Genomic DNA, 14,738 nt, shown 5'->3' on the forward strand with positions numbered 1-14,738 from the left:
ATGGCATTCGGGGTTTCTCAGTGATGATGCAGGAAACACACCTGGTTCCGATGCACGGTGGCGGCCATGTGGCCTTGCATCGTTACAAGCCTTCAAACCCGGTGGGCTCGCCTGTTGTGGTGGCCCACGGCACTTTGTCCAACCAGCTTGCTGTGGAACATTTGGGTGTGTTTTTCGCGGAGCAAGGGTTTGATACCTGGCTGTTGGAGTGGGGCGGGCACGGGCAAGCCAGGCCTGCGTACCGCCAGCAAAACTTTGAATACCCGGCTTTGAATGATCTACCGGTCGCGATTGACTTTGTTGTTCAACACACAGGCCACTCGCAGTTGCATTGGACTTCTCACAGTGGTGGAGGTTTGCTGGCCTTGATGTTGCTTGCCCGGCAACCCGAACGCACTTCACAAATTAAAAGCCTGAGCCTGATTGGTGCGCAGGTGACAGATGCTGCACCCAATTTGAAAGAAAAAATTCGGGTTGCCGCTTTGGGAGCATTGACCCGCCTGTTTGGCCGAACACCAAGAAAACTGGTACCCATTGGGCCAGAGGGGGAGCCCACTTTGCTACTGGTGCAGTGGTGCAAATGGAACCTGAGTGGCAAATGGAAAGGGGCAGATGGTTTCGATTACCTGGCGGCATTGAAGCAAGTCAGCGTACCTTCATTGGTGATTGCGGGCGGGCGAGACGATGTAGCGCCTCCCAAGGGTTGCAGACGAATTTATGAGGCTTTGGGTGGTCCCAAAACCTGGCATGAGTGCACCGTGCAGAAGGGGTTCAGCAAAGACTTTTCACACAGCCAGATGATTCGCGGTGAAGCAGCGAAAACCGAGGTTTTCCCGCTGCTGCACCAATTCATTCAAACCATTTAAAACTTACTTTCTGATCAGAAATGTTTCAAAATGGGCAGCAATGGCCGGGTGACTTTCAGTTTTGATGTGTGGCGGAAGTTTGCGCAGCGTGTGCTTGAACAAGGTGTGTAGCACATTGATTACGCCGTTGATTGTTTTACTGATCACAAAATTGAAACCCATCAGGTCTTTAGGTGTGTATACCAAAGGCACCAATGCCGTCTCTATGGCTTCAATCAGCAGCTCAACACCTTCTTCAATGCGTGTATCGTCACGCTGAGCCAAGGCATTCATTACATCGCTCGCTTTTTCTGCGTATGTTGTAGTGACCGGAATCACGATGTAGGGATATTCTTGGCCAGTCAGGTTCAAAATGTGAACCATGTCGTGAAAATGTTGGATCACGGGCGGCACGCGTTTGTTGGCAATAAATTTGATAAGCCAGCCGATGTAATGTTGTGCCTCGCTTTGTACCTTGTGTATCACCTTCGACGCATCTTGCAGCATTTTGTCGGGTTGGGTTTTGTTCAATTCATCGAGCAGGTGAGTGAAGCAGGTGTCGAGAAGTTGCACATAGGTTTGCGCCAGTAGGTCGGCACCCAGCGCTTTGTCTTCATCGCTGATGGGTTTGGACGCTCGCTCGTGTAGTGCCTTCATCTGTATATAAACATCTTCTTTGATTTGAACGGCAATGTAAGGCTTGTTCATGTTTCTTCAGTAAGATCTCGATTCACACAGTTTACGTTTAACACGCCATGCAATCCCAGCCCCCAGTTGAATTCACCGACGAAATCAAATCCCTTTTTGTTGAAAAGAAGTTGGCGCAGGCCCGCCAGCGTTTGCTGGATACATTGAGCAATCAATGGGATGGACACTGCAACCTGATCGCCTTTACTTACTTGTACGCTGAAAATCGCAGCGCCGATGATTGCACGCTGGCTTTGGAATGGCTTCAAAAAGGTGTGATGGCCGGAGAAGTGGACGCCAAGGTGATTCTTGGGCGTTTGCTGGTGTCAGGTGAACTGGGTAGTCAGGATTTTTCTCGTGGCATGGACCTGCTGCAACAAGCAGCGCAGGCCAAAGTGTTGATGGCCGTGCTGACTTTGGTGCAAATTTACAAGGGTGGGGTTGAAGGGCATCTGGATGCTAATGCGCAACTAACCTTGCAATACTTGCGGCAAGCCGCTGACCTGGGCGACCCCAATTCCGCTTACCACCTGGCGCTTGAACTTGAGCGTGCGACCAGGCCCGATTTTACGCAAGCCTTCAAATATTTTGACAAGGCCGCTCAAGGCGGCCTGTCGCAGGCCATGCACAATGTGGGTGTGTATTATTTGCATGGCAAAGGCGTTGCAAAGAATGCGGCGCTGGCCATGGCTTATCTGACCGAGGCGGCCAAGCTCGGTTCGCCTTTGTCCATGTTGAGCTTGTCTTTGTTGTATCTCGATGGGGTGGAGGTGCAGAAAGATCGCGGTGTGGCTTTAAGTTGGCTTTACATTTACCAGGTGCTTTTTCCAGAAACCGACATACCAGACCAACTTCAACTGTTGCTTGATGATGTGTCTGCCGAGGAGGAAAATTTCGCACGCAAGGCTGCCCAGAATTTTGTGAATCATCAACTGAATAAATCTCCTAGCGGAACGCTGCATTAATCTGCAATACTGCCTGCGGGAGCTTCCCCATAACCACAAACGAGGACCGCCATGACTGTTTGCCCGATTGCGATTGCTGTTGGTTGTCAAAAATGTCCTGCATTTAAAATTTGTCCTGCCAAGTCGATTCTGGGTGATCAACCCAAAGCCGGCGAGAAGCAGCCTGAAAAGAAACAGTAAGTTGCGATACTTTTTCTGAAAAACCCCGACCTGGTTCGGGGTTTTTTTATGTCAATAAGTTTCGCGATTTGTTAAAAAGTGTTTCTCAGGCACATTGCTTGCATACTAAACTGACCACTCGCCATTGCAGCACCAATTCGGCGCATCGCTTTTCACAAGAAGGAGAACAATGCATGGAAGCACTTACTCAGTTTGTTAATTCAATCAATGGAATTGTGTGGGGGCCACCCATGCTTGTTGCCATTCTGGGTACGGGTCTGTTTTTGCAGCTGCGTTTGAAGTTGATGCCAATATTTAAAATTGGCATGGGCTTCAAGTGGATTTGGAAAAGTCGAAGTCCCCAAGCCGGAGCGAAAGGCGACATTACCCCTTACGCTGCACTGATGACAGCACTGGCCGCAACGGTGGGTACCGGCAATATTGCTGGTGTGGCTACAGCCATTGCTTTGGGCGGTCCCGGCGCCTTGTTCTGGATGTGGATGACTGCGCTGGTGGGTATGGCCACCAAGTATGCCGAGGTGTTGTTGGCTGTGCATTATCGAGAAACCGATGCACGTGGTCAGCATGTGGGGGGGCCAATGTATGCCATTAAAAATGGCTTGGGTCAAAACTGGAAATGGTTAGGTATTGCATTCGCACTGTTCGGTGGCTTGGCGGGTTTTGGTATTGGGAACATGGTTCAGGCAAACAGTGTTGCCGATGTGCTGAATGTGACCTTTGGTATCGACAAATGGATTTCCGGCATTGTAATGACGGTGCTGGTGGGTTTTGTGTTGATCGGCGGCGTGAAGCGAATTGGTGCAGTGGCACAAAAAGTGGTTCCGTTCATGTGTGTGGCTTACATCGTTGCCTCGGTCATTATTCTGGGAATGTACATCGACCAAGTACCCGCTGCGTTTGCCTTGATCATCGAGAGTGCTTTCAACCCGGTTGCCGCCACTGGTGGTTTTGCAGGTGCGGCAATCATGCTGGCTATTCGGTATGGTGTCGCGCGCGGTATCTTTTCCAATGAGGCTGGCTTGGGCACGGCCGGTATTGCGCAAGCTGCCGGCCAAAGTAGCAACCCTGTGGAATCAGGCTTGGTGGGCATGATGGGTACCTTCATCGACACCATTATTGTGTGCTCTATGACCGGTTTGGTGATTGTGGTGACTGGTGTTTGGAGCAGTGGCTTGAACGGCGCCGCTCTCAGTTCCAGTGCTTATGCAACAGGTTTACCAGGTGTGGGTGAATATGTGTTGGCATTGTCGCTGGCCTTTTTCGCTTTCACTACCATTCTGGGTTGGTCGTATTTCGGTGAAAAGTGCTGGGAGTTTATTGCAGGCACTGCCATCACCATGCCTTACCGTGTGTTGTGGACAGGTTTCGTCATGGTGGGTGCTGTTACTCAGCTTGACTTCGTGTGGCTGGTGGCCGACACATTGAATGCCTTCATGGCCTTGCCCAACCTGGTTTCGCTGCTATTGCTTTCACCAGTTATCGTGAAGCTCACTAACGAGTATTTCGCCAACAAATAATTTTTTCTTCGCATCGGCAAGCCGCAATCTCAGCGGTTTGCCGGCCAGACTTGAACCAGTTTCGAGTTTCTCACCAAGTTTTACTGATTGTTCTGCACTTTGCCGCTATGATACGGTCCCCTTACAACAAGCAGACGCTTTTCCTCAATATGCTTCCAGGAATATACGCATGACCGATGTGAGACGTTTCAACAAAGTGAAAAGCAGTTTTCTCGTGTTGATCGTTGCATTCTGGCCTGGCATCGCATTCAGTGATTCCTCCCTTGATTCCCTACTGAATCCGCCCGCGGCCGAGCAGTCGTACAGCAATGAAATTCAAAACGCGTTGTTGGCTCATTATTCAAATTGGGCGGGAACGCGCCACAAACTGGGCGGCACCGGTACCAACGGCGTGGACTGTTCCAGTTTTATTCAAACCTTGTTTCAAGACAAATTCCAGCTGCGCTTACCACGCAGTTCACGAGAGCAAATGACCATGGGCGAGCGGGTTGATCTCTCTGATTTGCGTTCTGGTGACCTTCTGTTTTTTCGCACAGGCCCCACACGTCGCCATGTAGGTGTGTATGTGGGTAACAATCAGTTCATGCACGTATCTACGCGGGCGGGCGTTGAAATTGCCAAGTTGCTCAGCCCTTACTGGCAACGTCACTTCATTACGGCCCGCCGCGTGGGTTTGGCGGGCATTACACCTTCAAACTGAATGGCGTGAAGTTGGTGTCTCTGTCGTAATAATCTTCGCTTTCTGCGCGTTTCAAACGCGCTACTACCCAGTAGGTGAGCGGCGTGGCCAGTATTTCCCAGCTGGTCTTAAGCACGTACTGCGTCAATGCCACGGTGATGATTTGATCGGTGGTCATAATCCCCCAAAACGCGATGGTGTAAAACAAGCCAGAGTCCACGAACTCACCCACCACAGTGGAGCCAATGGTTCGGGTCCACAACCATTTGCCCTGGGTCCATATTTTCATTTTGGCCAGCACAAAGCTGTTGATAAAGCTGCCACTCCAAAAGGCAATTAGCGAGGCCAGCACTATGCGCCAGGTGTTGCCAAACACACTTTCAACTGCAGCCTGTTTGTCGACCCAGAAGGATGCTGCGGGAAGATTCACCACGGTGAATGCCATGAACGATGCAAAGGCCAAAGCCCCAAAACCTGCCCACACGGCCCTGCGGTCGCGGCCGTAACCATACACCTCGGTCAGGATGTCGCTGAATATGTAAGAAATGGGGAAAAACAACACACCTGCTGCAAAGGTAACAGTACCAAGCAATGGCAAATTCAGTTCGGCAATTTTCGCGGGGCCGATCAGGTTGGAACACAACAGCACGGCCACAAAGGCAACCAGGACGAATTCATAATATTTGTATTGACGCATCCAAAACCCAGTTAATTGGTTAGTAAAGGGAATATTAGGTTGATTAAGTAGTAATTGTTGCAGTAATTGTCATTGTGTTAACAATTATTGAAACCTATACTCGAATGAGAGGTTTTGTAAGTGTAGTTTTTGGAAGCACCAATTGGAAGTCAGGGAGTTATTATGAAAGTACAGAGGAAGACAAACACAACCAAGAACAACAAGTTTAAGTTCAATATTTTAGCGGGCAGTCTTTTGGCTGTCGTCAGCGTTGCGGCTTTGGCTTCTAGCCACCGTGAAGCGCCTTCAATCACGACCACTCCGAAAGCAGACGGAACTGATTTTTACATGTTCCGCAGCTATGAGACCAATCGGTCAGACTTCATCACCTTGATTGCCAATTATCAGCCCCTTCAAGACGGCTACGGTGGTCCAAATTATTTTTCAATGGATCCCAACGCGCTGTATGAAATTCACATTGACAACGATGGCGATGCGCAGGAAGAAATTACATTTCAGTTTAATTTCAGAAATAATCTCAAGGATATTGCGCTGCCGATTGGAAGCGGGACTAACAGGCCCTCAGTCAGCATCCCATTGATTCAAGCGGGCACTGTGTCTACATTGTCAGATCCCAATTTGAATCTGAATGAAACCTACACCATGACAGTAGTGCGCGATGGGCGACGCAACGGTAACCGTACTTTGGCGGCCAAAACCAGTGGGGGCAGCACCACGTTGGAAAAGCCGGTGGATTACATTGGTGAAAAAACCCTGGGCAATGCAGCGGCTTATCAAAGCTATGCCGATGCGCACATTCACAATGTGACCATCCCTGGCTGTGCAGCGGGTACCAACCAGGCACGCGTGTTTGTAGGCCAGCGGCAGGAAGGTTTTGCAGTGAATTTGGGTACAATTTTTGATTTGGTGAATGCCCCGGCCAGTGCCATTTCGAATCGCAGCAGCGCAAACGCAAATGCGGCCGCCGTCAATTCAATTCAAGACAAAAACATCACCAGCATTGCGCTGGAAATTCACAAGGATTGTTTGGCCCCCAGCACTGAAAAGGTAATTGGTGGATGGACTACGGCCAGCTTGCGTCAAGTGCAAATTGGCGACGGTGTGCCTGCCCAAGGGCATCAAACTGCCGAGAAGGTGGGGGGTGCATGGGTGCAGGTTTCCCGCCTTGGCATGCCCTTGGTGAATGAGGTGGTGATTGGCTTGAAAGACAAGGACCGTTTCAATGCTTCAAAGCCCAGCGGCGATGGTCAGTTCCTGACCTATGTGTCTAACCCCACTTTGCCTCAGCTGATCAGCATGGTGGTGCCGGGGCTGCAAAATACAGCTCCAACCAACTTTCCACGTACCGACCTGCTCAATGTATTTTTGGCGGGTATTCAAGGCGTGAACCGCCCGGCAAATGTAACCTTGTCGGAAATGATGCGCTTGAATACGACGATTGCACCTACCCCGATCGCGAACCAGAACACGCTGGGGGTTGTTGGTGGCGACAATGCGGGTTATCCAAATGGCCGCAGACCAATTGATGACGTGGTCGACATTTCGCTGGTGGCAGTGATGGGTGGTTTGTGTGTGGCAAATGGTACGGGTAACGGTCTGGGTTTGAATACAGTACCTGGCACTAGCCTGACTTCAGCCTGTAACCCTGACAGCGTGCCTTTGGGCTCAACGTCCCTAACGCTTCATGATGCGGTGGCTCAGGAACAGGTTACTTTTTTGAGTCGTTTCCCATTCTTGAACACGCCAATTCCAGGTGCACGGAATTAATTTCATATCAAGGAGCTTTAAATGAAACTGAAAAGCAAACTTGGATTGGCCACAGGCGCAGCGTTGCTGCTCACTTTGGGGGCCTGTGGAGGTGATGGCTCACCTTTTAACCTGGGTAGCGCAGCAGGTGACGGGAATATCAATGCATCTGAGGCGGGTGCCTTGGTACGCAGCACTTCTGAAACCGGTGAACCTGAAAACGCTAGTAACCTGATGTTGGCAACCTCTGAAACAGCAGAGCCCTTTGATCTTCCAGACTAATTACACAGCAAAAATTTGATACAGTATTTTCAGAATCCCGTAGCAAGTGTAGCTGCGGGATTTTTTTTGGATGGATTTCTACATGAAATTGATTGTCTTTGGGGTGTGTGGTTTGGCCCTGATGCCGCATATTTCCAGTGCCCACGGCATTCATTTTGATTCCCAAGAGCTTGATGAAGTGTCGGTGACTGAAAGTATCGAAGCCATTCACACTTTGGGCGGAATCACCAGTTCCCAGGGCATACTCGGTGCACGGCGATTGGCCAACCAGAATCCGGCAAGATCCTCGGATGTGCTGGAGGCTGTACCCGGTTTGAATGTGACCCAGCATTCTGGTGGTGGCAAAGCCAATCAATACTTTTTGCGTGGCTTCAGTCTTGATCACGGCACAGACTTGTCGATTAACTTTTTGGGTGCGCCCTTGAACCTGCCGGGTCACGCACACGGGCAGGGGTACGCAGATTCAAACATGATCATTCCCGAGTTGTTGTCTCGCGTGGAGTACCGCAAGGGCCCTTATTTTGCGCAAGATGGTGACTTCAGCTCTGCGGGATCTTTGAACATCGATTATGTCAGCGAGTTAACAAGAGGATTGGCTTCATTGTCGGTGGGTGAGTTTGGTTATCGGCGTGGTTTGTTGGCCAATTCAGTGTCTTTCAATGAAGATCAAACCAAACTACTGTATGCCATTGAGTTGACTGATAACGATGGTCCCTGGGAGATCGCAGAGAATCAATACAAATACAATGCGCTGTTGAAATTGAGTCATCGAATTGATTCAAGCAAACGCTTCGAGCTGCAATATTCAGGCTATGAATCACAATGGACGTCGACCGATCACATTCCAGCTGATGCGGTTAATCAGGGTTTGGTGGGTCGATTTGGAAGCCTTGACCCAACTGCAGGTGGATTTACGCAACGACATGCTGTTTCAGGCAACTTCACCCTGGCTTGGGATCAATCGATCACGCAGCTACGGGCTTACCTGGCGGATTACAAACTGAATCTTTTCAGCGATTTCACTTATGGGCTCAGGGACAATACGGCGCTTGGCCGCCCCGGGGTGATTTCTGACCAGTTTAACCAGGTCGACAGCAGGGTAACTTTTGGCGGTGGTGTGACACATACGCTATTTGAAAATTTGTCGTTCATGCGTTCGCAATTGGCGGTCGGGTTTGACTATCGGGTAGATGATGTAAACCCAGCGGGGCTCTACGACACAATTGCCCGAGAGCGATTGGCCACTCGAAGCGAAGATTCTTTTGAGCAAAGCAATTTGGGTATTTTTATATCGCAGCAACTGCTTCCAGCGTCTTGGCTCAAACTGACTGGCGGCTTGCGATATGACCAGTTCGATGTTGATTTGAATGGTCAGTTTGATGACGATGAAGACCTGACAACACCCAATGTGATGCGAAGTGGTTCTCGAAATGATCAGCAATTCAGCCCAAAGTTCAGCGCAAGCATTACTCCATTTGAACATGACACTGAATTGTTTTTGTCCATTGGTCGGGGTTTTCACAGCAATGATCCCCGAGGTTTATTCACAGCAAACCCAGTGGACTATATCGTGAATACCCGTGGCTCAGAGGTGGGTTTGAAAACTACCAATACCTCAAGAAATTTGAGTGCTTCAGCGACCTTGTTTCAGTTAGAGAGTGACTCTGAACTCGTTTTTGTCGGTGATGCGGGTACGACCGAGCCCAAGGGTGCTACCAAGCGGAACGGGCTTGAATTGATTGCAAGTTATTTCAACAAAACCGGCTTTGAAATTGATGGCTTCGTGACTCTTGTGGATGCTCGTTTTGTCGGCGTGCAAGACAATGGCATTCCCAACGCGATAGAGGAGTCTGCGGCCGTGTCGTTGGGTCAAACCTGGGGTAATTTGAAAGTAGGTTACAAGTTGAAATATGTGGGCAGCGCGCCTTTGGTGGAAGATCGGAGCATTGAATCGGACTCAGTGATCAATTCAGATCTGTTCTTCAACTTGAAAGTGAACAAAGATCTCAGTTTGAATTTGTCCATATTCAATTTGTTCGACCGGGACAATAGCGATATCCAGTATGCGCAGGATTATTTTCTAGCAGGGAGCCCGGCTTTTGGAAAAACTTTTCATCCATCCCTGCCACGGCATGTTCGGTTAACAGCCAATTTACAGTTCTGAGTGCTTTTCGTTTCAACGAGGTTCAAGAATGACCGATAAAAACTGGCTTTTGTAAGCACTGCCTTTTTCTTCGGTGATCAACGCTCGAAGCAGCGCTTTGCTCTTGGGTTGTAACAGCAAGGTGACTTTGCCGCTTGCATCGGTTCTCGACCACAGGGTTACTGGCGTTTCGGGATACTCCAGGCCGACGGGAAGCTGCGCCAAGGGCTTGCCGTTTTTGTAAACATAAATTGTGGAAGCGTCGCCTGGCAGCGTGATGAATTGGGCAAGTTCCGGGTTGTACAAATTACTGTCTTTTTCAATGGGTTTGATTTGTGCCGCTTTAAAATATTCTTCGTTGAATTTGTCGCTTTTCAACACCTTGTTCACCAAGGCTTTGTCGACCTTGTTCTCATCAAAATGTTGTGCGCCCTGCCGCGGCGAAAGCTCGATCTGGCTGGTTTTCAGAATGGCGAGGCAGTTGGCGGGGCGCTCTTTGTACGTGTAGCGAATACTGTTGTCATTGAATGGCAAGCCGAACACCTCGCCGTCGCCACCAACACATCTTACAGAGTCCACATATTCACCCTTGACTGTAATTTCCTTGGCCGGGAAATTGTGCCCAGTCGACAAACCGAGGCTTTGTTCACCAACGTCAATCCAGGTGAGGTGGGCCATGGCTGGAGCACTTGCACTAACAAACAGCAAAACAATCAGTTTCTTTAACACGGGAACCTCGATACAGCAGGTTAGAATCACTCAACACTACTACACATCGGAACGAACATGGCGAAAACCAACGCTGACCAGCCCAAAGATTTGGCGTCGCAATTGCTAGAGGCCGAGGTGGGCTTCTGGTTGCAAAACCTGAAAGGCAAAAAGTTTCAAGCTTTGCTGGCTGATGAGTTGAACCATGTGCTTGCCAGGCTTGAGCATATTCGCCTGCGCGATGCGGTGGATGAAAGCAAAGTAAAGGCCACTGCCCGGCGTTATGCGGTGGAAATGGAAATTGGTGGCGCCATTCCTGAGCTGTTTGGTGAAATTGCCAATCGCATTTTTGAGTTTCCAGCCAGCCGAACCACGAAAATTGGTGAGGTGGTATCCGATTCAATCGCGACAGAATTCATTGAGAAAATTTTTGAGCAAAATGGTGTGCTAGACCACGCAGTAACCAATATTCGAAACAGCACACCGTTTCGACATTTTTTGTCGGATGTAATTTTTACCGTGCTCAAAGGCTATGTGTTTGAGCAAAACAACCTGATGAAATTTTCTACTGTGGCCAGCAGCACGCGCAAGGTGCGTGAGTGGTTGAGTACCAAGGCCCCCGATTTGTCTGAGGGGCTCGAAGAGCGGGTGCGCAACCTGATGGAAAGTGGAGTGAAGGGATCGCTTGAGATGGTGGATGAAACGCTGGATAACGAGCAATATCGCGAAACTGCCATGAACAGTGCCTTGGCCTTTTGGGATGTGGTGCGCGAATGGCCGCTGACAGCCTATCGCGATTACCTCACTGAGCAAGACCTGCAAGAATTCATGGTATTGGGTTATGAATTCTGGCTTGAATTCCGCAACACCGAGTATTTGAAATCATGCATTGATTTGGGTGTGGACTTTTTCTTTGAAAAGTACGGTGAACAGTCTCTGCAAGACCTGCTGGATGACATCGGTATCAGCCACGAGATGATTACTGATGAACTGGACAATTACATTCCTGACCTGGCTGCCCTGTTGATCAAGGAAGGGCTTGCAGAAAGTTTCCTGCGCCGCAACCTTCAACGTTTCTACAGCAGCAAGAAGGTGCAAGACCTTCTTGCAGAATGATTGTTCAAAGGTTTCCCGTGCTTGTTCCTGCCGGCAGGTTCAATACCTTGCCATTGGTGAAGTTCAGCACCACGGGGCCGTCTGACACCACGGTGTAAGCGGCACCGTTTCTTAGGCAGCTCGCAGTGGTGTCAAGACGCATCGATTCCACATTGCTCAGCGTTGCAGTGAAACGGTTCTCGCTGGCGGCCTGAACAGGTTCACCCATCAGCCTGCGAAAGGTTTGAATGAACGGCACGGGGCCCACACCCGCGGTTTGACCGGTTTCGAAGGTCTTCTGGGAGCGCGCGCAAGCAAAACTTTCGATATCAATATCGATGTCACCTTCTTCACGGCCTTTGATGTTACTTAGCCAATACGCCTTGTCATGTTTGATTGCATACTCGGGAAATGCAAAGGCCTCATTGGTTTTGTACGTGATTCGACCTGGGTTCTTCACACGTTTCAGCTCGCTGGAATACGCCGCTTCTTTCTCCCAATTGTCCAGGGCGATCAGTGTCAGGTGTTCGGCCGGGGCGTGCATATAGAACTCGTACAATACACCGTCGGCTTCACTCAATTTAAGAGCCCAATCGAGTCCGGTGTTCACTTGAACCAATTCATCCAGTGCACCGTAAGAGTGTGTGCCGGGAATGTGTCGAAGATTTCCAAGGTACTTGCTGATGTTGCCTTTGCCGCCTATTGTGCTGCCCAGTGGAAACTCGAAGGGCAGGGCACCAGTCACGGCCTGTTCACCTTGAATCAACACATCGCCAATCAGTGGCGTGTTGAAAATACTCCCTGTGAAACCCACCCAGTTGCTTAGGCCTGCAAAGCGGTCTGGATACAGAATGGCCAAACGTGTAGAACCGTAGCCACCCATGGAATAACCGCCCACCAAAACACGCTCTTCGTCGATGTTGAAGGTGTTTAGCGCGTCGTCCAGTACATCGAGCACATCGCGTTCAGACAAACCAGAGTAGAAACCATAAGGACCGCGTCCCAATGGTGAGATCAACACGCGGTCGAGTGCATCGCCAAACTGGGCCTGCATGCCTGGCTGGTTGATCTGACTTGCGTGGTTGGCTTCACAACCATGCAGTATCATTTGCAAGCTGCGTTGGTCGTCAAAATTACCATTTTCTGGAATGTAAACGCCATAGGGTTGATACTTGCCCACAAAGTGGAAGTACTGGCCGCAAAACATGCTGTCGTTTTCAGGGCTGCTCGCTTCGGCCTGAAGTACCATGCCTTCACCAGTCGAGTTGGGGGCAGTGTATTTCGAGGTGTAAACCCGTTGTTTGAAACCAGCATCAACCTTTGCAGTTTCCGTGGTGCCGGAATTCATCTTCCGGATGTCAACGATTGCGAAGAACTGGCTGATATCGCCCGCACCCAGCGCTGCAGCTTGTTTGTCTTCCCACCAGTTGCCCTTGCCAGGTAGTGCTTGCGAGGGAACAGTACCTTCTGCACCTGCTTCTTCATTGGGGCCACGGAAGGCCACATTCATGACTTCGCCACTGCTTTGAGCGGTCACCGCCCATATTTTGAATGTGTTGCTGGTGGGTGAGGAGAATGTGCCGGAAATGATGTTTGTGTCGACATTGCCGTTGTTGAATTGAACCACTGTATCGGCGCCTTGTACCGTCAAGCCCAACAGCGTCTCTGAACCCGTGTCTGGGTTGTTGTCTGTGTCAATCGCAATGGCTGCGATGGTTTGTCCCGCGTCGTAAAGGGCATTGAGTTCGAATGTGGCTGTGTAGGTGTTGCCTTGTTTGCTCAGGCGGAGCTCAACCAGGTCGGCAGTACTTTCTGCGCCTGCCGGATAGCGTGAATCGCCCGCCGTGGGCGATAGCAATCCGGGCGTGTTGGCCAAGGGGTTGCCCAATTGGCCAGCGCGACTGGCGAGGTTTAAAAGGGCAGGACTGGGGGAAATGAGTCCTGTGTCCGCGCCGTAATCGTCGTACACATAGTCACGGTAAACCAACACCCCGTTGCAAATTTCGGTAACGCCTGCAAACCAGGATTGCTCGTTGCACTGCGCTGTTTCTTGCGGGTTGACTGGTGTGCCAGTGCCTGGGTTATCGGAAAGTGCGGAGTCTTCGTTGCTGCAAGCAATCAGAAGCGCGCTAAAGCTTAAAGCGATCAGTGTTTTTCGGGATGTACAGGGCACAGTAAAAGTCCAAAAGTGAATTGGGTCTAAAGAACTTTTACTTCAGTAAAGTACTGATGGATTCAAGCGGGGGTTAATTGTTGCTGGCCAAAATCTGAAAATCCTTAGCCCAACCCGCTGCACGATCAGCAGCGTTGTTGCGTTGCTCTGCAGTGGCTGAATTGAGAATATCTACAATCAGCGCAATGGTTGCCTTTTGTCGTTGTTCGCTTTCCTGTTTTTCAGCGGCACTGCTTGGGCTTTGCCAGGCGTTGAGCAGGCGAGCAATTTCCTGGCTTAATGTGGCTTGGTCAATTTGACGGTTGGAGGCTTTGTTCACCAAAGCCATGAATTGTCGCTGCCGCTCAAGCCGTTTTTCATAGCGTGACTCGGACCAGCGAATTTCGCTCCTTGCCCATGTGTCAATTTGCTTAAGCTGAACCGCGTTCAATGTGCCCAGCCAGCGCTCGAACCGCTCGGTCATCCGTTCAGCTGATTCGCGCACGCGCTCATCAGCGCTTTGCATCAAGCGTTCTTCGCGGTATTCCTTGTTGGATTTGTCGAGCGCTTTTTGAATATCCGGAGCTTGATTGGGCCACAGGCCCAGCATGTTTTTCGCAATTACAGGTGCTGCTTGATTGGCTGTGCGTCGAAGTGATGCCCGAATGGCAAGGTTCAGTGCTTGCACCTGGTTTGCACTCACAGGCATTACCACGTCATTGCGCGCAGCGAGGGCTTGTCGGGCGGTTTGCAGTTCGCTGGCTAGCACGGGGAGTTCGGTGTTGCGATGCCACTCCACAATCTCATTCAGACTTGTTTTCAGAAATGCAGATTGTTCGGAATCAAAATCGACTTTGCTGGTGAGATACGTGTGCGCAAAACTTGCCGAGTTGTTGTAACCCAGCTTGATCGCGCTGCATGCGGCCAACAAAGTAAGGCAGGTCAGAAGTAAACAGGTTCTGGTTCGAATTGCAGGTTTTATCACGAGTTCTTGCCACCCAAAAAAGTTGAACTTGTTGGTGTAGGACCCATTGAATTGCCA

At 50.2% G+C, this 14,738-nt stretch carries 13 protein-coding genes; 8 read left to right on the top strand and 5 right to left on the bottom strand.

Annotation, left to right across the window (positions count from 1 at the left end):
* Nucleotides 1-23 precede the first annotated feature (23 nt).
* On the top strand, nucleotides 24-866 hold the full coding sequence (locus B4C79_RS14505) for an alpha/beta fold hydrolase (RefSeq protein WP_291740577.1): 843 nt from the start codon (nucleotides 24-26) through the stop codon (nucleotides 864-866).
* Between the two features lie 3 nt (nucleotides 867-869).
* On the opposite strand, the gene B4C79_RS14510 is transcribed toward B4C79_RS14505, so the two are convergent.
* Nucleotides 870-1,553: a hypothetical protein gene (locus B4C79_RS14510; protein WP_291751936.1), complete on the bottom strand. Its 684-nt coding sequence runs from the start codon at nucleotides 1,551-1,553 to the stop codon at nucleotides 870-872.
* A gap of 47 nt (nucleotides 1,554-1,600) precedes the next feature.
* Between B4C79_RS14510 and B4C79_RS14515 the strand changes: the two genes are divergently transcribed.
* From B4C79_RS14515 to B4C79_RS14525, 3 genes are all read left to right on the top strand, one after another.
* Nucleotides 1,601-2,497, top strand: a complete 897-nt coding sequence (locus B4C79_RS14515; protein ID WP_291742858.1) for a tetratricopeptide repeat protein — start codon at nucleotides 1,601-1,603, stop codon at nucleotides 2,495-2,497.
* A 353-nt stretch (nucleotides 2,498-2,850) separates the two neighbouring features.
* Nucleotides 2,851-4,194 carry an alanine/glycine:cation symporter family protein gene (locus B4C79_RS14520; RefSeq protein WP_291742861.1) on the top strand — a complete coding sequence of 448 codons (1,344 nt, stop codon included), beginning with the start codon at nucleotides 2,851-2,853 and terminating at the stop codon, nucleotides 4,192-4,194.
* Between the two features lie 169 nt (nucleotides 4,195-4,363).
* Nucleotides 4,364-4,894 carry an NlpC/P60 family protein gene (locus tag B4C79_RS14525; RefSeq protein WP_291742865.1) on the top strand — a complete coding sequence of 177 codons (531 nt, stop codon included), beginning with the start codon at nucleotides 4,364-4,366 and terminating at the stop codon, nucleotides 4,892-4,894.
* Here the strand turns inward: B4C79_RS14525 and B4C79_RS14530 are convergent.
* On the bottom strand, nucleotides 4,878-5,570 hold the full coding sequence (locus B4C79_RS14530; RefSeq protein ID WP_105029236.1) for a queuosine precursor transporter: 693 nt from the start codon (nucleotides 5,568-5,570) through the stop codon (nucleotides 4,878-4,880). The genes B4C79_RS14525 and B4C79_RS14530 overlap by 17 nt on opposite strands.
* A gap of 162 nt (nucleotides 5,571-5,732) precedes the next feature.
* On the opposite strand from B4C79_RS14530, the gene B4C79_RS14535 reads away from it, so the two are divergent.
* The 3 genes from B4C79_RS14535 to B4C79_RS14545 all read left to right on the top strand — a co-directional run bounded on the left by B4C79_RS14535 (nucleotide 5,733) and on the right by B4C79_RS14545 (nucleotide 9,762).
* Nucleotides 5,733-7,337 carry a DUF4331 domain-containing protein gene (locus B4C79_RS14535; protein WP_291751938.1) on the top strand — a complete coding sequence of 535 codons (1,605 nt, stop codon included), beginning with the start codon at nucleotides 5,733-5,735 and terminating at the stop codon, nucleotides 7,335-7,337.
* Nucleotides 7,338-7,358: 21 nt separating this feature from the next.
* Entirely contained in the window at nucleotides 7,359-7,598 is a 240-nt protein-coding gene (locus B4C79_RS14540) for a hypothetical protein (RefSeq protein ID WP_275270739.1), read from the top strand.
* A gap of 82 nt (nucleotides 7,599-7,680) precedes the next feature.
* A complete protein-coding gene (locus B4C79_RS14545; protein ID WP_291751941.1) occupies nucleotides 7,681-9,762 on the top strand; it encodes a TonB-dependent receptor in 2,082 nt (693 codons plus the stop codon).
* A gap of 12 nt (nucleotides 9,763-9,774) precedes the next feature.
* On the opposite strand, the gene B4C79_RS14550 is transcribed toward B4C79_RS14545, so the two are convergent.
* Nucleotides 9,775-10,470: a hypothetical protein gene (locus B4C79_RS14550; protein WP_291739358.1), complete on the bottom strand. Its 696-nt coding sequence runs from the start codon at nucleotides 10,468-10,470 to the stop codon at nucleotides 9,775-9,777.
* A 57-nt stretch (nucleotides 10,471-10,527) separates the two neighbouring features.
* Between B4C79_RS14550 and B4C79_RS14555 the strand changes: the two genes are divergently transcribed.
* Complete coding sequence (locus B4C79_RS14555) at nucleotides 10,528-11,565, top strand: hypothetical protein (protein ID WP_291739359.1); 1,038 nt, start codon at nucleotides 10,528-10,530, stop codon at nucleotides 11,563-11,565.
* 4 nt (nucleotides 11,566-11,569) lie between these two features.
* On the opposite strand, the gene B4C79_RS14560 is transcribed toward B4C79_RS14555, so the two are convergent.
* Nucleotides 11,570-13,717 carry a hypothetical protein gene (locus B4C79_RS14560; RefSeq protein WP_291739360.1) on the bottom strand — a complete coding sequence of 716 codons (2,148 nt, stop codon included), beginning with the start codon at nucleotides 13,715-13,717 and terminating at the stop codon, nucleotides 11,570-11,572.
* 73 nt (nucleotides 13,718-13,790) lie between these two features.
* Nucleotides 13,791-14,681, bottom strand: coding sequence for a DUF6279 family lipoprotein (locus B4C79_RS14565; protein ID WP_291762674.1), 891 nt, complete (start codon nucleotides 14,679-14,681; stop codon nucleotides 13,791-13,793).
* Nucleotides 14,682-14,738 lie beyond the last annotated feature (57 nt).

Origin of the sequence: Limnobacter sp. UBA7229, from assembly GCF_002473065.1 — a bacterium.
Taxonomy (GTDB): domain Bacteria; phylum Pseudomonadota; class Gammaproteobacteria; order Burkholderiales; family Burkholderiaceae_B; genus Limnobacter; species Limnobacter profundi.